The 18,674-nt window shown below is 62.6% G+C and carries 21 protein-coding genes and 1 riboswitch; of the genes, 14 read left to right on the forward strand and 7 right to left on the reverse strand.

Annotated elements, in window-relative coordinates; genetic code table 11:
- Window positions 1-15 precede the first annotated feature (15 nt).
- From KUF55_RS18365 to KUF55_RS18380, 4 genes are read left to right on the forward strand one after another with little or no spacing between them, the layout of a single operon-like run.
- Complete coding sequence (locus KUF55_RS18365) at window positions 16-1,260, forward strand: CaiB/BaiF CoA-transferase family protein (RefSeq protein ID WP_132360712.1); 1,245 nt, start codon at window positions 16-18, stop codon at window positions 1,258-1,260.
- A complete protein-coding gene (locus tag KUF55_RS18370) occupies window positions 1,257-2,219 on the forward strand; it encodes a hydroxymethylglutaryl-CoA lyase (protein ID WP_218817600.1) in 963 nt (320 codons plus the stop codon). Before KUF55_RS18365 ends, KUF55_RS18370 begins: the two co-directional genes overlap by 4 nt.
- The gene (locus tag KUF55_RS18375) at window positions 2,219-3,208 is read left to right on the forward strand and encodes a D-glycerate dehydrogenase (protein ID WP_132360716.1); all 990 of its coding nucleotides are present in this window, start codon (window positions 2,219-2,221) and stop codon (window positions 3,206-3,208) included. Before KUF55_RS18370 ends, KUF55_RS18375 begins: the two co-directional genes overlap by 1 nt.
- The gene (locus tag KUF55_RS18380) at window positions 3,205-4,191 is read left to right on the forward strand and encodes a glycerate kinase (protein ID WP_218817601.1); all 987 of its coding nucleotides are present in this window, start codon (window positions 3,205-3,207) and stop codon (window positions 4,189-4,191) included. The genes KUF55_RS18375 and KUF55_RS18380 overlap by 4 nt, the downstream gene beginning before the upstream one ends.
- Here the strand turns inward: KUF55_RS18380 and KUF55_RS18385 are convergent.
- Window positions 4,188-4,991 (reverse strand): IclR family transcriptional regulator, encoded by an 804-nt coding sequence (locus KUF55_RS18385; protein WP_218817602.1) that lies wholly within the window; start codon window positions 4,989-4,991, stop codon window positions 4,188-4,190. The genes KUF55_RS18380 and KUF55_RS18385 overlap by 4 nt on opposite strands.
- A 352-nt stretch (window positions 4,992-5,343) precedes the next feature.
- On the opposite strand from KUF55_RS18385, the gene KUF55_RS18390 reads away from it, so the two are divergent.
- Both KUF55_RS18390 and KUF55_RS18395 read left to right on the forward strand, forming a co-directional pair.
- Window positions 5,344-6,387, forward strand: coding sequence for an NAD(P)-dependent alcohol dehydrogenase (locus KUF55_RS18390; RefSeq protein WP_218817603.1), 1,044 nt, complete (start codon window positions 5,344-5,346; stop codon window positions 6,385-6,387).
- Between the two features lie 95 nt (window positions 6,388-6,482).
- The gene (locus tag KUF55_RS18395; protein WP_218817604.1) at window positions 6,483-6,755 is read left to right on the forward strand and encodes a DNA gyrase subunit A; all 273 of its coding nucleotides are present in this window, start codon (window positions 6,483-6,485) and stop codon (window positions 6,753-6,755) included.
- A 19-nt stretch (window positions 6,756-6,774) separates the two neighbouring features.
- Here the strand turns inward: KUF55_RS18395 and moeB are convergent, their stop codons facing one another.
- From moeB to thiO, 5 genes are all read right to left on the reverse strand, one after another.
- Window positions 6,775-7,980: a molybdopterin-synthase adenylyltransferase MoeB gene (gene moeB, locus KUF55_RS18400; RefSeq protein ID WP_255557181.1), complete on the reverse strand. Its 1,206-nt coding sequence runs from the start codon at window positions 7,978-7,980 to the stop codon at window positions 6,775-6,777.
- Between the two features lie 112 nt (window positions 7,981-8,092).
- Window positions 8,093-8,773, reverse strand: coding sequence for a 4a-hydroxytetrahydrobiopterin dehydratase (locus tag KUF55_RS18405; RefSeq protein WP_218817606.1), 681 nt, complete (start codon window positions 8,771-8,773; stop codon window positions 8,093-8,095).
- 24 nt (window positions 8,774-8,797) lie between these two features.
- Window positions 8,798-9,601 carry a thiazole synthase gene (locus tag KUF55_RS18410; protein WP_218817607.1) on the reverse strand — a complete coding sequence of 268 codons (804 nt, stop codon included), beginning with the start codon at window positions 9,599-9,601 and terminating at the stop codon, window positions 8,798-8,800.
- 43 nt (window positions 9,602-9,644) lie between these two features.
- Window positions 9,645-9,884: a sulfur carrier protein ThiS gene (gene thiS, locus KUF55_RS18415; protein WP_218817608.1), complete on the reverse strand. Its 240-nt coding sequence runs from the start codon at window positions 9,882-9,884 to the stop codon at window positions 9,645-9,647.
- On the reverse strand, window positions 9,881-11,113 hold the full coding sequence (gene thiO, locus KUF55_RS18420) for a glycine oxidase ThiO (protein ID WP_218817609.1): 1,233 nt from the start codon (window positions 11,111-11,113) through the stop codon (window positions 9,881-9,883). Before thiO ends, thiS begins: the two co-directional genes overlap by 4 nt.
- Window positions 11,108-11,242: riboswitch (TPP riboswitch) on the reverse strand. Its footprint overlaps the gene before it by 6 nt.
- Before the next feature lie 14 nt (window positions 11,243-11,256).
- On the opposite strand from thiO, the gene thiE reads away from it, so the two are divergent.
- The 6 genes from thiE (at window position 11,257) to KUF55_RS18450 (ending at window position 15,842) form a co-directional block, all read left to right on the forward strand.
- Complete coding sequence (gene thiE / locus KUF55_RS18425; RefSeq protein WP_132360736.1) at window positions 11,257-11,937, forward strand: thiamine phosphate synthase; 681 nt, start codon at window positions 11,257-11,259, stop codon at window positions 11,935-11,937.
- 232 nt (window positions 11,938-12,169) lie between these two features.
- Window positions 12,170-12,871 (forward strand): alpha/beta fold hydrolase, encoded by a 702-nt coding sequence (locus tag KUF55_RS18430; RefSeq protein WP_218817610.1) that lies wholly within the window; start codon window positions 12,170-12,172, stop codon window positions 12,869-12,871.
- Window positions 12,865-13,038 carry an alpha/beta fold hydrolase gene (locus tag KUF55_RS19125; protein ID WP_370630930.1) on the forward strand — a complete coding sequence of 58 codons (174 nt, stop codon included), beginning with the start codon at window positions 12,865-12,867 and terminating at the stop codon, window positions 13,036-13,038. The genes KUF55_RS18430 and KUF55_RS19125 overlap by 7 nt, the downstream gene beginning before the upstream one ends.
- A 50-nt stretch (window positions 13,039-13,088) precedes the next feature.
- The gene (locus KUF55_RS18440) at window positions 13,089-14,084 is read left to right on the forward strand and encodes an NADP-dependent oxidoreductase (protein WP_218817612.1); all 996 of its coding nucleotides are present in this window, start codon (window positions 13,089-13,091) and stop codon (window positions 14,082-14,084) included.
- Between the two features lie 61 nt (window positions 14,085-14,145).
- Complete coding sequence (locus tag KUF55_RS18445) at window positions 14,146-15,003, forward strand: alpha/beta fold hydrolase (RefSeq protein ID WP_218817613.1); 858 nt, start codon at window positions 14,146-14,148, stop codon at window positions 15,001-15,003.
- Window positions 15,004-15,041: 38 nt separating this feature from the next.
- Window positions 15,042-15,842 (forward strand): strictosidine synthase, encoded by an 801-nt coding sequence (locus tag KUF55_RS18450; protein WP_218817614.1) that lies wholly within the window; start codon window positions 15,042-15,044, stop codon window positions 15,840-15,842.
- A 107-nt stretch (window positions 15,843-15,949) separates the two neighbouring features.
- On the opposite strand, the gene KUF55_RS18455 is transcribed toward KUF55_RS18450, so the two are convergent.
- Window positions 15,950-16,552: a TetR/AcrR family transcriptional regulator gene (locus KUF55_RS18455; protein ID WP_218817615.1), complete on the reverse strand. Its 603-nt coding sequence runs from the start codon at window positions 16,550-16,552 to the stop codon at window positions 15,950-15,952.
- Between the two features lie 166 nt (window positions 16,553-16,718).
- Between KUF55_RS18455 and KUF55_RS18460 the strand changes: the two genes are divergently transcribed.
- Both KUF55_RS18460 and KUF55_RS18465 read left to right on the forward strand, forming a co-directional pair.
- Window positions 16,719-17,789 (forward strand): alkene reductase, encoded by a 1,071-nt coding sequence (locus KUF55_RS18460; protein ID WP_218817616.1) that lies wholly within the window; start codon window positions 16,719-16,721, stop codon window positions 17,787-17,789.
- 81 nt (window positions 17,790-17,870) lie between these two features.
- A complete protein-coding gene (locus KUF55_RS18465; protein WP_218817617.1) occupies window positions 17,871-18,584 on the forward strand; it encodes an SDR family oxidoreductase in 714 nt (237 codons plus the stop codon).
- The last annotated feature ends 90 nt before the right edge of the window (window positions 18,585-18,674 follow it).

Here is an 18,674-nt window from a genome sequence, read left to right on the forward strand (position 1 = left end):
TAGGAAGTCACCCAATTGTCTGAAAACGAAATCGCACCACTGCACGGAATTAGGGTCCTGGAGCTCGGAAATTACATTGCCGCGCCGACCGCGGGCCGACTGCTGGCAGATTTTGGGGCCGAGGTCATCAAGGTCGAACGTCCCGGAACCGGAGACGAGCTGCGCAATTGGCGGCTGAAAAAAGGCAGCGTGTCCATGCTGTACCGCACGATCAACCGCAACAAGAAGTCGGTGGTGCTCGATTTGCGCAGCGACGCCGGTCGTGCGGCCGTCCTGGAATTGGTCAAGCAGTGCGACATCCTGTTGGAGAATTTCCGTCCCGGAACCTTGGAGAAGTGGGGTCTTGGACCCGAGGTACTCAACGCGGCCAATCCCGATCTGGTGATCACCCGGATCTCGGCCTTCGGGCAAACCGGCCCACTGTCCGAGCGCCCGGGTTTTGCGGCCGTTGCCGAGGCCTTCAGTGGTTTCCGCAATCTGGTGGGTGACCCCGATCGGGCACCGGTGCGCGTCGGCGTCTCCATTGGTGACTCCATCGCGGGTCTCTACGCGGCGTTCGGATCGGTCATGGCCTTGTTCCAACGCGAGACGCGTCGCGGCAGCGGAAGACCTATTCCCGTGCGCGAACGCGTCATTGACGTGGCCTTACACGAGGCCATGTTCTCCATGATGGAATCGCTAGTTCCCGACCTCGGCGCCTATGGCGACAAGCGCACCCGGGTGGGCGGCCGCATGGAGGGAATCGCCCCATCCAACGCCTACGTCTGCAAGGACGGTGCCAGCATTGTGGTGGCCGGAAACGGAGACGCGATCTTCCGCCGCTACATGGATACCATCGGACGCCCCGACCTGGGCAACGACCCGTCCCTGCAATCCAACGCCGAACGCTGGGAGCGGCGCATCGAACTTGATGCGGCCATCGGAGTCTGGACGGCAACATTGCCCTCCTCCGAGGCGCTGGCGCTGCTTGATACCGCCGGCGTTCCCGCCGGACCGATCTACACCGCACAAGACATCGTGAACGACCCGCAATACGCGGCACGCAACATGATCCAGTCCTTCGATGTGTCCACCGGAGAGGAGATCATCAAGGATGTGGGGTTCCCCGGCATCGTCCCGGTGATCGGCGGCACCTCGTTGCCGATCCGCACCCTGGGCCCTGATCTCGGAGAACACACGCAGGAGGTGCTTGGCGGGCTGCTGGGCATGGACGCCAAACACATCACCGCCGCATCAAACCCCGAAAGGACCCTGGCATGAGCCACACCCTAGAACCCCGCGCGGTGCTGCGCGATGTCACCCTGCGCGACGGCCTGCAGCTGACCGGCAAAATGCTGTCCACCGAACGCAAGGTGGAAACGGTGCGCGAACTCATCCGCCTGGGTGTGCCGGAAATCGAGTTGGGATCCATGGCCCGGGCCGATCTGGTCCCCACCATGGCCAATACCCTTGAGGTCGCCGCGGCTTTGACCGCCGAGGAACTGGAGAAGTGCTGGATCTGGGTGGCCACCCCGGGCCATGTGGCCAAGGCCGCGGCGGCTGGTCTACGCAACTTCCAGTACTGCCTCTCCGCGTCCGATGCCCACAACCAGGCGAACATCGGACGCAGCACCGAGGCCAGCCTCGCCGCCCTGCCGCAGGCCATCGAATACGCACGCGCCGTGGACGGACGCATCCAGCTCTGCATCGCCACGTCCTTCACCTGCCCGTTTGACGGGCAGGTACCCGAGCGGCGCGTCCTGGACATCGCCAATGACCCGCGCGCGGAGGGCACCTGCGACATCGTCATCTGTGACACCCTGGGACAGGCCGTCCCCGCGCAGGTGGCAAGCCTGATCTCACGAGTCCGCGACGAAACTCCGGCACGACGCATCGTCTACCACGGCCACGACACCTGGGGCCTGGGTGTGGCCAACACGCTCGCGGCCATCGGCGCCGGAGCCGGTGTTATCGATGGCGCCCTCGGTGGGCTCGGTGGTTGCCCGTTTGCCCCCGGAGCCAGCGGAAACACCTCCAGCGAGGACATTCTCTTTGCCACCCGTCCCGAGTGGCTCGATCCGCGCGGCTTTGCCGGCTTGGTGAAACTTTCAGAGGACCTACTGAAGGAACTGGGCGAACCCAACCGCTCCAAGTCGGCCCAGGGCGCGCGGTCCACTGCCGCGGCCTTCGAGTGGGTCATTGCCTCGGACCGGGTCCCTTCCTGCGAGGGTGCGTTGTAGTGGGGGCCCGGATCCTGCTGACCACGCCCCTACCGGAGCCCGCACCGGCATTACTGGCCGCGGCCGGGGATGTGACCGTCTTGGAGGCACCGCCCAGCTATGCGGAACTCGACGCGCTGTGCGCGAGCGGAGACTTTGATGTGGTGCTCACCCAGCTGCGCGATGTAATCGATGCTCCACTGCTGGCTCGGGCCCGGGTCCGAGGTTTCTCCAACTACGCGGTCGGCTACAACAACATCGACGTTGCCGCGGCCACCGGGCACGGCATCGCGGTGGCCAACACCCCCGGGGTGCTCACCAACGCCACGGCCGACATCGCCATGCTGCTGATCCTGGGCACCGCGCGGCGCGTCATCGAGGCGGACCGATTGGTCCGCGAGGGACGCTTTACCGGGTGGGAACCCGAGCTTTTGCTCGGTTCCGATGTCTCCGGCAAGACCCTGGGACTCGCGGGGTTTGGGCGCATTGCCCGGGCCACGGCTCGCCGCGCGCTGGGCTTCGGCATGGAGGTCATCTTTGCCCCTCGCCCTCCCGGGAACCGGGTGGTTGACCACAAGGAGCTGGGCGAGTTCGCGGGCAAGGTGCGCCAGGTTCCGTGGGACGAACTGGTGACCGCCAGCGATTACCTGTCGCTGCATGTCCCGCTAAACCCCGACACTCGGCATCTGGTGGACGCTGTGGTGCTGAAGCGGATGAAGTCCACCGCCATCCTCATCAACACGGCCCGCGGTCCCATCGTTGATGAGGAAGCGCTGGTCCACGCGCTGTCCACCCGAAGAATTGCCGGTGCCGGGCTGGATGTTTTCGAAAACGAGCCGGCGTTGGCGGAAGGGCTGGCCTTGCTGCCCAACACCGTCCTGCTGCCGCACGTTGGCAGCGCTACGGTGCCGGTGCGCGCCGAAATGGCGCGCCTGAGTGCCCTGAACGCCATCGCCATGGCCGCCGGTCAATTGCCCGCACATCCGGTAAACCCGGAGGTCTACGCATGAGCGTGCTCATCGTCCCGGACAGCTTTAAGGGAACGTATACGGCCGCCGAGGTTGCCGGTCACATTGCCGCCGGGGTCGGGCGTGCCGGGGGCACGGCCGTGGGGATCCCGGTGGCCGACGGCGGCGAGGGCACCTTCGACGCACTCTGCGCCGGACTGGGTGCGGTGGAAGTGAAGGTGAGCGTCAGAAATCCCTGGGGGTCACCGGTCACCGCAACTCTGGGTCTGGCGGGTGACACCGCGATCGTCGAGCTGGCTCAGGCCTCCGGGTTGCATGTGCTCCATAATGGGGAGCGTGACCCTCTCACCGCCGACACCTACGGCACGGGCCAGCTGATTCTCGAGGCCGTGGCGCGCGGTGCGCGGCGGGTCCTGGTCGCGGCCGGAGGTTCGGCCACGACAGATGGCGGGACCGGTGCCGTCCGGGCCATCACGCAGGCCGGCGGCCTGCACGGGGCGCAGATCATCGTGCTCTCTGACGTCACCACGAAATTCCCGGATGCGGCAAGGATTTTTGGGCCACAAAAGGGCGCGGACCCGGCCACCGTCGAGTTGCTGACGGCGAGGCTGCTGGAGCAGGCGCGCACCTTTCCCCGCGACCCTTCAGATGTCGCGGGAACCGGGGCTGCGGGCGGTTTTTCCGGCGGATTGTGGGCGCACTTCGGGGCGGAACTGGTCTCGGGCGCAGAGTTTGTGCTTGATGCGGTGGATTTTGATCTGCATCTTGCCCGCGCCACCGCCGTGGTGGTCGGCGAGGGTCGGCTTGATGGGCAGAGCATGGGTGGAAAGATAATTTCGGTGGTTTTGCAGCGGGTGGCTGCCCTGGCACCGCAGGTGCCGGTGTTTGCGGTAGTGGGTTCGATTGGTGCGGACCTCGGAACGGCCCGCAGCCACTTTGCCGATGTCATGGTGGCCTCCACGCCGGCGGACATGGTCAGGGCCGGCCTGGAGATTCAGGCAGTTCTGCGCCAGCCGGCCATCTAGCTGCGGGGTGCCGCGGCTTCCCCGGGGAACCGTCCACCAATTAAGCGGGTCATTCGTTCGGCGGTCTCCAGCAGCGGCTCGATCCATTCTTCGCACACCGAGCGGGGCATGCGCATGGTGGGGCCACTGATGGTCACCGCGGCAACCAGCCCCGCCGCCGCGTCGAACACCGGGGCAGAGAGCCCGGAGGCACCGTTCTCCCGTTCCCCGGTGGTGATCGCAAAACCGTCTGCTCGGGTTCTCGAGATTGCCTCGCGCAGATCCGCGGCACTGGTGATGGTGGCTTCGGTGAAGTGCTCCAAGGGGGCGTCAAGCACCACGCCCTGGAGGTCGGGGTTCCACGCAAGTAGAACTCGTCCGGCGGACCCTGCATGCAGTGGTGCGAGTTTTCCCAGGTGCATCTCACGGCGCAAGGCGTGCCTGGTTTCGGCCATCCCGACGCAGACCCGGTACTGCGCCTCGGCGCGGAAAAGGCAGGCCGTTTCGCCCGTGATGTCGCGCAGGTTTGCCAGGAGCGGGTTGATCACGTCGAGGACTTCCTTGCCGCGCGTGGCCGGGGCGGCCCAGTAGGCCATTTTCATGCCGATACGGAAGGCATCACCGTCCCGGTCGAGGAACCCCTGGCCCACCAGGTTGGCCACTAGTCGTTGGACGGTAGAGGTGGGCATCCCGGTGGCCACCCGGATGTCCGTCAGAGAAAGCACCGGCTGACGCAAAGAAAAAGAGTCAAGAATCGAGCTGATCTTGCCGAGCACAAGGAGCGGGTTCTGATTCTTGGTGGGTGATTCGGCCTTCGACATAAACCTGACGCTAGACGATGGGGCCGTGAGCGTCCAATCAGTTTGCGCTAAGGGTTCTGGACCACGGTTCCGTGCGTCGCCTCTGGGCCCTATTTTCGGCCGTGCGAAACCGCGCGGTCCTGCTCATTGAACGTTCCGTCGTCCACTGGCTATTTTCGAACTCAACGATATCCACCGCCGCATGGACGCTGGGAGGCCCTATTGGTACCCCTTTCGGCGGGGCCTCCCTCGAGGTGGGCCGGACGTGATTTGATGGAGGAGTACCCGAGCCGTCACATCGGTCGGATACGCACGTGGCTTGGTGAACAACCGGTCCCATTGCCTAAACATCGCCATACATTGATGGAGAATCATGCTTGAAATCAACACCTACGCAGCGACATCCGCGACGGGCGACTTGGTCCCCACCCGCATTACCCGTAGGGACGTCGGTCCCCACGACGTGCTGATTGACATCAAGTTCTCCGGGATCTGCCATTCCGACATCCACACCGTCCGCGGCGAGTGGGGAGATCAGCAATACCCGTTGGTCCCGGGCCACGAAATTGCCGGAATTGTCACCGAGGTCGGATCGGAAGTCACCCGCCATTCAGCGGGCGATCGCGTCGGTGTGGGCTGCATGGTTAATTCCTGCCGCGAGTGCGTCAATTGCCTGGCCGGCGAAGAGCAGTACTGCTTGGCTGGAAACATCGGGACCTACGGCGCCAAAGACGTTGATGGAACCATCACGCAGGGCGGCTACGCCACCCACGTTGTCGTAAATGAAGACTTCATCGTGCGCATCCCCCAAGGCTTGGGATTGGACGTTGCCGCCCCACTGCTTTGTGCCGGTGTCACCACCTATTCGCCGCTGAACCACTGGAATGCGGGTCCGGGCAAGAAGGTTGCCGTCATTGGACTCGGTGGCCTTGGCCACATGGCCGTGAAGATTGCCCATGCCATGGGCGCTGAGGTCACCGTCCTGTCGCGCTCGCTCAAAAAGCAGGAAGACGGACTGAAGCTGGGCGCCGATCACTACTACGCGACGGAAAATCCCGAAACGTTCGAAGCCCTTGCCGGATCCTTCAACCTGATCATCAACACCGTCAGCGCGAGTATCGACATCAGCGCCTTCCTGCAGCTGCTGTCCTTGGACGGCGCGTTGGTCAACGTCGGCGCTCCGGCCGAGCCGCTGCCAGTCAACGCCTTTGCGTTGATTACGGGTCGTCGTTCCTTTGCCGGATCGATGATCGGCGGCATCCGCGAGACTCAGGAAATGCTTGATTTCTGTGCCGAGCACAAAATTGGTGCCGAGATCGAGGTCATCTCCGCCGAAGATATCAACAAGGCTTACGAGCGAGTCCTCGCCTCGGATGTTCACTACCGCTTTGTGATTGATACTTCGACACTGGTCTAGTCAGCGTCGAGTTATTTGGCAGAGCTTCCTCGGTGCGCTGGTCCGTATGGGCGCCAAGGAGGCTCTGCCTCGCAGGGCCATGGCATGATGACGCCATGGAACCCGAATCACGCAAGCAAAAGCAAATGAGCCTTCAAATGCTGGAAGTGATGCTTCAAGCAATTAACAGACGTGAGGAAGTCTTCCGAGCCATTGAATCCTCACGCACCGATGACGAGGCTCGTAAAGCAGTGGCCGAACTACTGCGTGTGGGAGATATTCGAGCTCGTCTTGTGCTCGACATGCAGGCAAGACGTTGGACTCTCGAAAACCGAAACATACTTAGCGGCCAGATCCAGCAGCTTCAGGCCGAATTGGATTCCCTGTGATTCTCTCGTTCGGCCCGTCCTACGTTAAGGGCAGTTGACCTAGTCCCCCGGCCCGCTGCCAGGCATCGATCCCGCCATCGAGGTGGACGACGTCGGTGTAGCCCGCTGCGGCCAAGGCCTCCAGCGCCTGCCCCGAACGAACGCCCGACTTGCAATGCAGCACCAGCGGCACGCCACGCGGGATCCCGGCCAGCGCCGACCCATCCTTGATCCCGGCCAGCGGAACCAACACGGATCCTTCTATGCGAGCAATCTCGAACTCGACCGGCTCGCGCACGTCGAGCAGCACAAAATCATCCCGCCCCGATTGGCGTCCGTCCAGTCGATTCCGAAGTTCCTCAACGGATATCGTCGCATCAGCCGCGATATTTTGCCCCTCGGGGGAAGGCCACCCGCAGAACGTCTCGTAGTTGATGAGTTCGGTGATCCGGTCTGCTTCCGGATCCTTGGTGATGCTCATTTCGCGCCAGCGAGAGGTCAAAGCGTCAAGTATCAGCAATCTCCCCAACAGGGTCTCCCCAACCCCGGTGATGAGCTTGACCGCTTCGGTAACCATCATTGCCCCGATGGAGGCACACAACATGCCAAAAACGCCTCCTTCGGCGCATGAAGGCACGCTGCCGGGCGCCGGCGGTTCGGGATAGAGGTCACGATAGTTTGGGCCGTGTTTGTCCCAGAAGACGCTTACTTGGCCATCAAAACGCAAGATTGATCCCCATACGTACGGTTTGCCTAGGATGGCCACCGCATCGTTGACCAGATAACGCGTGGAAAAATTATCGGCCCCGTCGAGGATCACGTCGTAGTCGGCAAAGAGCTCTAGCGCATTGTTGGAATCTAGCCGCACCGGATGAAGTACGACCTCAACGCCGGGGTTGATCTCGGCGATTGATGCCCGTGCTGACTCGAGTTTACTTCGTCCAACGTCACTCACCCCGTGGATCACTTGACGCTGGAGGTTGCTCAGTTCCACGGTGTCATCATCAATGATGCCAAGAGTCCCGATGCCGGCCGCTGCCAGATACATCAGCACCGGGGACCCCAGCCCACCGGCGCCGATGACCAGCACCCTAGCGTTGCGCAACCGCTGTTGCCCTTCCTGCCCCATTTGAGGCATGAGGATATGCCGGGAATATCGTTCAAGCTCGGTATTTGATAACGGCGGACCAAGGTCAACCAGCGGCGGCAGCCGATCAATGTCTTTCTTATCAATGATTTGATTCAATGAGAACGGCTCCATAAATCTTTCCATATCAACTACCGACGCATTTAATCATCGTTAGTAAATTTATTTACGGTCACCTAATTAACGATAGTGGCGACCGGTATTAGAGTGATCAGGCACTGGCTTCCGGAGAACCGTCGACGTCACGGCCTTCCTCGGTACAGATGCACAGACGATTTCCCTGCGAATCCGTGGCCACCACAAACCTCGGTGCCGCGTTATGGTCAAGTCCTGCGCCAGTTTCTTCCAAAGCGTCCAAGATGGGTGAGCTCTCGCTGAAGGGAACCGTGACGTCCAGATGGAAGCGGTTCGGATTGGGAGTTGTCGTACTCTGAAACCAAATCGCTGGCCCCCTGCCGAAGGGGTCGGTGAGGCTGCCATCATTCTGCTTCTTGTATCCCAGTGCCGCGCGCCAGGTTTCCGCAATGGCTTCCTCATTGTCGGTATCAATGGCGATCTCCACCGTGCGCAATAGATCCGGGCGCGGGGTCGCGCCAACATTTTCCGCTTCGGCAGAAATTGACCTAGCTAAGGCAGCGTCTCGTGCACTCACCATGCTGCCGGCGTCATGCGAGGTCAGCGTGATGAAAAGCGTGTCATAGCGCCAGTCGATATCCGGATGGTGATTGGCCTCTTGGGCCAGCGCACCAACCGTAGAAAACAGGGCCAACGCCGAAGCGGAAGAATCGCACTTCAAAACCGTACGTAACGCACCTAATCCGTATCGCCAGGCGGGCAGTACCTTCAGGTTAGCTTTAATCTGTTCACTGGTCAGAACGTCTTTTGCAGCCATGATCTTCTCCTTCGCGTAGCCGATTCAGAAATCTGCACGCCCCTCCATGGCGGAGGAGGCCAATGCATGGGTGCGCATCGGAATGCGCCCAGCTTGTGCCGCCAGTCTGCCACCAATGACCGCGTGTCTGAAGGCCGTCGCCATGCGCACCGGATCCTGGGCACGCGTCACCGCCGAGGCCAGCAACACGCCATCGCACCCCAACTCCATGGCCAAAGCAGCGTCGGAGGCGGTACCGATCCCGGCATCTAAGATGATGGGCACCGAAGCCCGCGAGACGATTAATTCGATATTGTGCGGGTTCAGGATCCCTAGGCCCGTGCCGATCGGGGCGCCCAACGGCATCACCACAGCGGCCCCCAGTTGCTCAAGGCGTAGGGCCAACACCGGATCGTCATTGGTGTAGGCGAAAACCTTGAAACCACGGTTCACCAGGGACTCGGTGGCGTCCACGAGTTCCACCGCATCGGGCAGCAGGGTGTGCTCATCGGCGATCACCTCGAGCTTGACCCAATCGGTTTCCAGTGCCTCACGGCCCAACTCCGCGGTCTTCAGCGCCTCGCGGGCGGTGAAGCAGCCGGCGGTATTCGGCAACACGCGGATACGGTTCTGCACCAGCAGGTCAAAGAGATTAGCCCCTGCGGTATTTCCTTCGCCGTGCACTGCATAACGGCGCATGGCGACGGTGGTCAGTTCGGTGCCAGAAGCCACGAGAGCAGCTTCCAGTCCCTCAAGACTTGGCGCACCTCCCGTCCCCATGATGAGCCGGGAGCCTAAGGCGACGCCATCGATGAGCAGTGCATCATTATCAGTCAGTGTTTGGGTCATGATTGTTCTTTTCCTTGAAAATGCGGGAGGGAGCCATCGGGAGTTAACCACCTTGGACGGCAGTGACAATCTCGATTTCGTCATGGATTTCCAGAAGCGTACGAGACCATTGGCTACGCGGCACGATGCCGGAATTTCTGGCCACTGCTACCCCCAGCCTTCCGCCATCGATCGGCTGGCCGGTGGGCAATAGCTCGCGGCCGGTTATCTCGGTTACCAATGCCGAAAGCGTGGTCCCGGTGAGCAGCGGGCGGGCAGCTCCATTGAGTTGGATGGTGCTCATGCAGACTCCTGATGTTGGCGAGCGGGTGAGAATCGGTCGGGACGGAAGTGCTCGAGAGCAGGATCCCGTACACCCGCCAAGAGTTCGGTGATGATGCGGGCTGCAATGGGAGCCAGCAGCACCCCGTGGCGAAAGAACCCGGTGGCGATGAGCAGTCCCGGAAGTACTGTTCCGTTTGCAGCTGCGACACGTCCCAAGAGGGGTGCGTTATCCGGTGTTCCCGGGCGCGCACGCGCAGTGACTTCGCATAATTCGAGCTCATGCACCGCCGGCAGTAGCACCTGGGCATCGCGCAATAGTTGGTGCACGCCACCGGCGCTGGCACCGGCATTTGTGTCCTCGCGGGAGGTGGCCCCGATGACCACGGTGTGATCGTTGCGCGGCACCACGTACACCGGCAGGCCACGGACCACCCCGCGCACGGTGGCCGTGGTCAAAGGACGCAGGTGTTCGGGAACGCGCAGGCGCAAAATGTCACCGTGGACCGGGCGCAGGGGAAGAACCAGGTGCTGCGGTAGTCCGCCCAGTTCAAGAGCGCCCAAACCATTAGCCACAACAACCTCCGGAGCCCGTATTTCGCCTCCGTCATCCAGCAATATCCCCGTGACTGGCGATGCGGTATCGGTGGGGTCCTGGTGCAGCAGTTCGCGGGCGCGCGCCCTTATCAGGACGTCCTGTGCGCAGCGCCCTTCCCGCTGTGCGGCGACATCGAGAACCTGCTTCTGGATAGCCGCGGCCGCCAAACGAGGATCAACTTGATGATCCAGCTTTAGTAAATGCGCCGAGGCGATATTCGGGGCCAGCAGCGGTTCCATGGTGCGAGCCTCACGAATACTGATCCGTGTGGCCTCAAGACCTAGACGCAGCCGGGCCTGCTGAAGATCCTCCAGGGCTGTACGGTCCGCGGCATCAGCACCCAACATCAGTGTGGGCGTGGCGCGGAAGCCGATGTCCATACCCGTCTCGGCAGTAATACGCGTGGCAAATTCTGGCCATCTAGCGGCGGAAGCCAGGGTGAGGGCCAGTAGTTGCTCTTCTTGATAATGCAACTCACTGATGGGTGCCAGCATGCCGGCAGCGGCAAACGTTGCCCCGGTGGCGGGTTCTGGGTCAATGAGCGTGATGCGATGACCCGCACGCTGCGCTTCGAGGGCAATGCTCAGGCCAATGATTCCGCCGCCAATGACGGCAACGTCGCTACAAATGGGGTCGGGCACGGTGCACGACATTATTGTCTCCTTCCCTACGCCGGTATGAGCCGGATCAGGTTCCACGCCACCTTGATAATTCGGTGACGCCTATCGGTCGGCGCAATCGGCGCCCTCTCAGCCAGCTTTCCTGGCTCCCGCGGTACTGAACTAGTCTATGAGACATGAGCCAGATCACCGCGCAAGATGAAGCAACACCCGACTTATCCGCAGCAACGATTTCCGCCGCCCGCCTATATGTCTGCACCGATGCCCGCAGCGAGCGTGGGGATTTTGCCGAGTTCATCACCGCCGCCTACGCCGGCGGTGTGGATATCATCCAGTTACGCGATAAGAGCATTGATGCTGCCCACGAGCTTGAATTGCTGGGAGTGCTGAGGGAGGTCGCCGCGAAGTTCGGCAAGCCGTTCTCGGTGAATGATCGCGCCGATTTGGCCATGCTCTCAGGCGCTCCGGTATTCCATGTGGGCCAAACCGATCTTCCTTTGCCCAGTGTTAGGTCGTTGCTCGGACACGAGGTCGTTCTTGGCCTCTCCAGTCACGACCCGGGACAAATCACCGCCGCCGCAGCTAACCCGGATACCGATTACTTCTGCGTCGGACCGCTCTGGGCCACACCGACCAAGCCAGGTCGCGCGGCCGTGGGACTAGAAATGGTGGAACACGCCGCATCTCTGAAAACGTCCAAGCCGTGGTTTGCCATTGGAGGGATCGACCTCTCAAATGTTGATCAGGTGGTTGCTGCCGGTGCCTCGCGCATTGTGGTGGTGCGCGCGATCACCGATGCGGATGACCCTGCCGCGGCTGCCCAGGCACTACTTTCGAGGTTGCCAGAAATCGGCTAAGCGGCAGGGTCACCGGACCCCAGATGCGCCGGATTCCTCACGAATTGGCCGTTCCTCACCGCATTGAACCTGAGGCCAAGAGACGGTAGCCCGGGCAGAACATGGCACCTCAAGAGACCTTCCTTGACAAAATATCTGAGTCTACTCATAATTGAGTATGATCGGTTGGGTGGAAGGTGGAGTCCTCCGTGCACAATTCACACGAGGCAGAAGGTCAAGAGTTGCTATGACGATGTCACCACATGAAGAGGAATCCACCTCGATGCGGTTCGTGGCGGCGCCAACCCGGACCATCACCGCCGCGGGTGCACACTTCGTGTACCGAGAGCTCGGCGATGAAATTGATCGTGAGGTGCCGCTAGTGGCACTGACACATCTTGGTGCAAACCTCGACAGCTGGGACCCGGAACTTATCGACGCGCTCGCCACCCAACGCCGGGTGATCCTGATCGGGTATCGAGGAGTTGGCTCGTCCAGCGGGACCCCGCGGGACCGGTTCGATCAGATGGCACAGGACGCGATCGCTGCCATCCGCGCTCTGGGCCTAACCCGGGTTGACCTGTTCGGATTGTCGATGGGCGGCATGGTCGTTCAAGAGGTTCTCCGGCTTGCTCCGGATCTGGTGGACCGGGTCATTCTCGCCGGGACCGGCCCTCAGGGCGGCCCCGGATTGACCCGGATGACGGGTACCTTTGTGCGCGGAATTCTGCGCGGGGCTGCGAGCCTCACGAACCCGACGACGCTGCTCTTCTTCACCCGAAGCGACAACGCCAAGCACGCGGCGAGGGCGTACCAAGCACGGCTCAAGCTACGCCGTATCGGTAGGGATAAGCCGGTGCGACCCGGCGTCCTGGTGGCACAGCTACGTGCGGTCAAACGGTGGGGCAGCAACCGAATCCCCCCTCTGGGCCCAAGTTCCCAAGACCGGTGCTGATCCTGCACGGCGATTCCGACCGCATGGTCAGCGTCGGGAACGCCGATGCCCTGCTGCGGTCATTCCCCCAGGCCCAGCTGCAGGTTTTTCCGGACTCCGGTCACGGCGTCGCATTCCAGAATCGACAGTCCATCACCGGCACCGTCAATCAATTCCTCCGCCGCTAAACACGGCGCCTTCACCAACGCCAAGACACTGACATCAAGGAGATAGATTCGTGCGAGCATTCACCATAAACAAGTACAAAGCGCCCCTACGCGAGGCCAACATCCAGGAGCCCACCGTGGGCGAACGGGACGTGTTGGTGCAGATTCTCGCGGCCGGCGTCAACCAGCTTGATGAGAAAATCCGGGACGGGGAGTTCAAGACGATCCTGCCCTACAAGACCCCGCTTACCCTCGGCCACGACGTCGCGGGCACCGTCCTGAGCGTCGGCTCACAGGTCCGCGGCTTCAAGGCCGGCGATACGGTGTTCGCCAGGCCGCGGGATCACCGGATCGGGACCTTCGCCGAACGCATCGCGATCGACGAGGCAGACGTAGCTCTCGCGCCGACCACGATTGATGCCATCGAGGCAGCGTCCCTGCCGCTGGTGGCACTGACGGCCTGGCAGGCGCTGGTGGTCAGGGGAAATGTGCAGCCCGGCCAGAAGGTCCTGATCCATGCCGGTGCCGGCGGCGTCGGATCAATCACCATCCAGCTAGCCAAACACCTCGGCGCCCACGTGGCCACCACCTCGTCGGCCAAGAACGCCGACTTTGTCCGTGGACTCGGAGCGGACGACGTCATCGACTACCGTACCCAGGACTTCGAAAAGGAGCTCTCCGGGTACGACCTGGTGCTGGACAGCCTCGGCGGGGAGAACTTGGAGAAATCCTTGCGGATCCTCCGCCCGGGCGGGAAAGCGATCGGGATCTCCGGCCCACCGGACCCTGACTTCGCCCGCAAGGCCGGCATGAATCCGGTGCTCCGTTTGGCGATCACCGCGCTGAGCGCCAAGATCCGCAAGCAGGCCAAGAAGCTCGGTGTGAGCTACGAGTTCCTCTTCATGGACTCCAGCGGCGACCAGCTGCGCGAGATCGCGGCCCTCGTCGATAGTGGCGTGCTGCGACCGGTCGTGGGAAAGACCTTCCCCTTCGAGCAGGCTCCGCAGGCCCTCGAGGCACTGGCCAAGGGTGGCATCCGCGGCAAGGCCGTCATCACCGGCGCCTGACCCGAAGCACGTCGCGGACCAGCAGCATTCCGCAAGTCCCAACCGAGAAGGAGCAATTATCGTGACCACCACCAACGATCCAGTCATCACCGCATACGCCCAGGCCCCCACCAAGTCCATCACCGCGCGAGGCATCAGCTTTGCCTACCGCGAGCTTGGCCCCAAGGGTGGCATCCCCGTCGTATTCTTCGTGCACCTCGCCGCGACCCTGGACAACTGGGATCCGCGCATCGTCGACGCCATCGCGCAGGGCCGCCACGTCATCACCTTCGACCAGCAGGGCGTCGGGGCCTCCTCCGGAACGGTTCCCGACACCCTCGAGGCCGCCGCCGACGACGCCTATGCATTCATCAGCGCGCTCGGGTTCGAGAAGATCGACGCGTTCACCTTCTCCGTGGGTGGCTTCATCGCCCAAGACCTAGTCGTTAAACACCCCGAGCTCATCCGCAAGCTAGTGCTCACCGGCACCGGACCCCGCGGCGGCAAGAACATCGACAAGGTCGTGGCTGTGACCTACTGGGACATCCTGCGGGCAACGCTGACCCGTTCCGATCCCAAGGAGTTCCTCTTCTTCGACCGCGACAAGGTGGGCAAGAAGGCGGGCAAGGCCTTTGTGGATCGTCTCACGGAGCGTACCGCGGACCGCGACAAGGCCATCACCACCGCGGCCTTGCGCACCCAGCTCAAGGCCATCGTGAGCTACGGCCGCTCGGCGCCCTCGGACCTGTCGGTATTCACCGGGCCGACGCTGATCGCCAACGGCGACAATGACCGGATGGTTCCCTCCATCCTCTCCGCTGACCTGCACCAGCGCATCAAGGGTTCGGAGCTGATCATCTACCCAAATTCCGGGCACGGTGGCATCTTCCAATACTGGGAGAAGTTCGCCCCGGTTGCCGCGGAGTTCCTCGCCGAGTAATCCCCCGCAAGCGCATCAAACGAACGGAAGGCATGATCATGAGCGAAAGCATCAGCACCGCACCAGAGGTAACGAAGCGCTTCACCTCCTCCATCCTGTTATGGATGCGCACCGATCAACCGCGCCAGACGGGCATGGGTTATTGGAAGGGCCCGCATTCGGGCATTATCGCCAACACACCGGGTTTGACGGAGTATCGCCAGATCCACCTCGCCGAGGCCAACCCCGGCCGATGGCCGGCGCACGACACCCTGGAAACCGCGATTCCGGCCGAGCGCAAAATCGACGGCATCGCCGAAGTCACTTTCGAGAACGTGCTCTCCCCGCTGGCCGGCCGCAAGCAGACGGCGCTGGCGTTCGAGGACGAGGTCAACGTGTTCCGCCGTACCCTGCTGTACGCCGGGCCCCCAAATTCATCGCGCTGGTACGACGTCGCACCCGGCTCGCAGCCCGGATCACGTGCCGTCCTCTACCTTCGCCGCAGGGAGGGTGTCGGCACGCTGGAATTTCACCGATTTGTCAAGAAGGTTCTGGTGCCCGCACTGGTAGACACCGGGGTATTGCGAGAACTTCGGACGCAGGTGTTCCTGCCCTGGAGCGAGAAGCTCTGGGACACCCCGAACGTTGCCCATGACAACCCCGACGGGCAGCAGCTGCACGCCTCGGTCATCCTCGGGTTTGCCGATAACGGTGCTCGCGACGCATTTTTCACCGGCAGTCTGGCCGCACGACTCACCGAACTTATCGTCCCGATGGCTTCGGCGATCCACGCGTATGACGTGGATGCGACCCTGCGATACGTGAAGAACGGACAGATTCTGCCCCACGCCGAGGTCTGAGCGGCTAGCGTTCTAGTGATAGTAGAAAAGAGGTGAGGCCTCTGGCCCGGCAGGTCCATTGGATCCGCCGGGCCAGAAGCCTCGTCATTTGATGACCTGCTACCGGATCAGCGAGGCAGGATTGCCGCAAGCTGCGTGCGGATCTGCGCAAGAATCTCTTGCGTGCTCGCACTGGCATTCACGCTTGTCGCCAGAACCAGGAACATGATTGCCGAGGCCACCCCTGCCAGTGTTGCTGCCGCCGGTGCCGAGATCTGGGCTCGCTCAACAAGGATCTCGGCGACGGCCTCCTGGGTTTGCGCGACGATGGACAGGGCTTCGGCGTGGTGTGGTTCGGCGGGGTCTCCAAAGACCATCTCCCGCAGGTACGTGCGGCCATTCTCGACTTGAACCCGGTTGCAGTCCACAACTTCTGCAATGAGGGCCAGCACCCCGTCAAGGGCGCTTTGCGCGTCGGTGGCCGCCGCGCGCCCGCGCTCCAGCGCTGCGGCGTAGTGGATGTTCTGTACCAGCAGCAGCAGCTCGCCCTTGGTCCTGGCATAGAGGAACAGGGTGCCGGTGCCGATATCCGCGGCATCGGCGATCTGCTGGGTAGTGACTTCGTCGACGCCGTACTCGGCGAACAACTGACTGGCGGCCGCGGTGATGCGCTCGAGCTTGGCCTGCTTGTTCCGCTCGCGTCGACCGAGGGGCTGGGGCTCGACTGGCATCGGGGGTTCCTCCTGGAATAAACTATGACTAGACTCAGTTTTGATTATAGTCACTGTTGTTTGGGCTCGGAAATATCTCTACTCATTCTCCCACGATGGTGCGAGACCACCGGGTCTCGCGCCGGAAACGGTGCCTCTCCACTGAGTTGCAAAGGAAACCCTCCATATGACGTCCCCTTCCCTGTGGCAGCCGTTCACTCTCGGCCGGATTGAACTGCCCCATCGCCTGGCCCTGGCACCCATGACCCGCAACCGCTCAAACGCCGATGGCACGCCCGGTGAGCACGTGGCGGCCTACTACGCCCAGCGCGCATCACTGGGCCTGGTGATCAGCGAGGGAACCCAGCCCTCCGCGGACGGCCAGGGCTACTTCAACACGCCCGGCATCTACACCCCCGAACACATCGAGGCCTGGCGGAACGTCGCCGACGCGGTGCATGAGAAGGGTGGGCACCTGTTCATCCAGCTGATGCATGTCGGCCGAATCTCTCACCCGGAGAACACCGAGCACCACCGCCAGTCAGTCGCCCCGTCGGCGATCTCCGCCGAGCAGGAGATCTACACCGCCACGGGGCCGAAGCAAACGCCCTCCCCGCGCGAACTGAGCATCGAAGAGATCAAGGAAGTCATCGGCGAGTTCCGGCACGCCGCGGCCGCGGCCATCGCCGCAGGAGCGGACGGGGTGGAAATTCACGCCGCCAACGGCTACCTGCTGCACCAGTTTCTGGCCCCGAATGCCAATGAGCGCACCGACGAATATGGCGGATCGGTTCAGAACCGCTCCCGCTTTGTCGTCGAGGTCGCACGGGCCGTGGCGGAGGAAATCGGCGCGGAGCGCACCGGCATCCGCATCTCCCCCGCCTTCCCACTCGGCGGTCTCAACGAGGGTGACGCCGCGGCGGTGCACGCCCAGTACCAGCATCTGGTGGGCGAGCTCGCCACGCTGAACCTGGTCTACCTGCACGTCCACCACCTGGGTGACGACCTCTTGCTACGCTCCTTGCGCGACGTCTGGCCCACCGCGGTACTCGTGGTCCGCTACGGCCGCGATCGCGACTCGATTGCCGCCGACATCGACGCGGGCCTGGCAGACATTGCCCCGTTGGGGCGCTTCGCCCTCGCCAACCCGGACGTTGTTGAGCGGCTGCGCACCGATGCGCCGCTCAACGACCTCGACCCGAGAACGCTCTACACCGGAGGGGCCAACGGCTACATCGATTACCCGGTCCTCGCCTAGGTCTGATACCACCACACCACCGGGCGCCGCTGTGCGGATTCGCCCGAACATCAACGTCCTAGAGCAAAGGAAACACCCATCATGACTTCATTAAGTGGCGCCATCGTCCTCGTCACCGGCGCGAACGGGGGAATCGGCGGGCACTTTGTTCGCGAAGCCCTCGCCCGCGGCGCAGCCAAGGTGTACGCTTCGGCCCGCACACCACAAGAATGGGACGACGCACGTGTCGTGCCCCTGCGCCTCGACGTGACCGATCCGGTCTCCATCGCGGCCGCCGTTGAGGCCGCGGCCGATACGACGGTGTTGATCAACAACGCCGGGGCAGGTGTGTCCTCCCCCGGCATCCTCACCCAAAGTGATGAGGAAATCCGGCGCAACGTCGAAACCAACTTCCTCGGCCCGCTCTTCCTCACCCGTGCCTTCGCACCCGTGCTGAGCACGAAGGCAGGTGACACGGCGATCATCAACATCCACTCGGCCCTCGCCTGGTACGCCACGGTCGGGATTTACTCGGCCACCAAGGCCGCCCTGTGGTCGGCGACGAACTCGCTGCGGCTCGAACTTCAGCCCGCGGGTGTCCAAGTCGTCGGTGTGCATGTCGGTTGGGTCGATACCCCCATGGCCGCCGGCACCACCGATCCGAAGCTGGATCCCGCGGTCCTGGTGAGCAAGGTCTTTGATGCGACCGAGGCGGGCAAGTACGAAGTTCTCGCCGATGACACCTCCGTGCAGCTCAAGGCCGCACTTTCGGCTCCATTGGAGGCTCTCTACACGCAGCTCAGCACCGCGGAGTAGGTATTCCGGTACGGATGCCGGCGCTTTTACGAGCGTCGGCATCCCGGCCGCTCCGGGCCGACCCCAAGGTCAAGCAGTTTTCAAGAAGCT

Origin of the sequence: Paeniglutamicibacter sp. Y32M11 (genome assembly GCF_019285735.1) — a bacterium.
In the GTDB taxonomy this organism is placed as follows: domain Bacteria; phylum Actinomycetota; class Actinomycetes; order Actinomycetales; family Micrococcaceae; genus Paeniglutamicibacter.

Excerpts from the sequence above, each read along its gene's own strand:
- KUF55_RS18395 (WP_218817604.1), top strand. The coding sequence starts at position 6,483 with ATGGAACCCGAATCACGCAAGCAAAAGCAAATGAGCCTTCAAATGCTG.
- thiS (WP_218817608.1), bottom strand. The coding sequence starts at position 9,884 with ATGAGCACCATCCAACTCAATGGAGCTGCCCGCCCGCTGCTCACCGGG.
- KUF55_RS18455 (WP_218817615.1), bottom strand. The coding sequence starts at position 16,552 with ATGCCAGTCGAGCCCCAGCCCCTCGGTCGACGCGAGCGGAACAAGCAG.
- KUF55_RS18390 (WP_218817603.1), top strand. The coding sequence starts at position 5,344 with ATGCTTGAAATCAACACCTACGCAGCGACATCCGCGACGGGCGACTTG.
- KUF55_RS18450 (WP_218817614.1), top strand. The coding sequence starts at position 15,042 with ATGAGCGAAAGCATCAGCACCGCACCAGAGGTAACGAAGCGCTTCACC.
- KUF55_RS18430 (WP_218817610.1), top strand. The coding sequence starts at position 12,170 with ATGTCACCACATGAAGAGGAATCCACCTCGATGCGGTTCGTGGCGGCG.
- KUF55_RS18410 (WP_218817607.1), bottom strand. The coding sequence starts at position 9,601 with ATGACCCAAACACTGACTGATAATGATGCACTGCTCATCGATGGCGTC.
- KUF55_RS18460 (WP_218817616.1), top strand. The coding sequence starts at position 16,719 with ATGACGTCCCCTTCCCTGTGGCAGCCGTTCACTCTCGGCCGGATTGAA.
- KUF55_RS18405 (WP_218817606.1), bottom strand. The coding sequence starts at position 8,773 with ATGGCTGCAAAAGACGTTCTGACCAGTGAACAGATTAAAGCTAACCTG.
- KUF55_RS18380 (WP_218817601.1), top strand. The coding sequence starts at position 3,205 with ATGAGCGTGCTCATCGTCCCGGACAGCTTTAAGGGAACGTATACGGCC.
- KUF55_RS18370 (WP_218817600.1), top strand. The coding sequence starts at position 1,257 with ATGAGCCACACCCTAGAACCCCGCGCGGTGCTGCGCGATGTCACCCTG.
- thiE (WP_132360736.1), top strand. The coding sequence starts at position 11,257 with ATGAGCCAGATCACCGCGCAAGATGAAGCAACACCCGACTTATCCGCA.
- KUF55_RS18465 (WP_218817617.1), top strand. The coding sequence starts at position 17,871 with ATGACTTCATTAAGTGGCGCCATCGTCCTCGTCACCGGCGCGAACGGG.
- KUF55_RS18385 (WP_218817602.1), bottom strand. The coding sequence starts at position 4,991 with ATGTCGAAGGCCGAATCACCCACCAAGAATCAGAACCCGCTCCTTGTG.
- thiO (WP_218817609.1), bottom strand. The coding sequence starts at position 11,113 with ATGTCGTGCACCGTGCCCGACCCCATTTGTAGCGACGTTGCCGTCATT.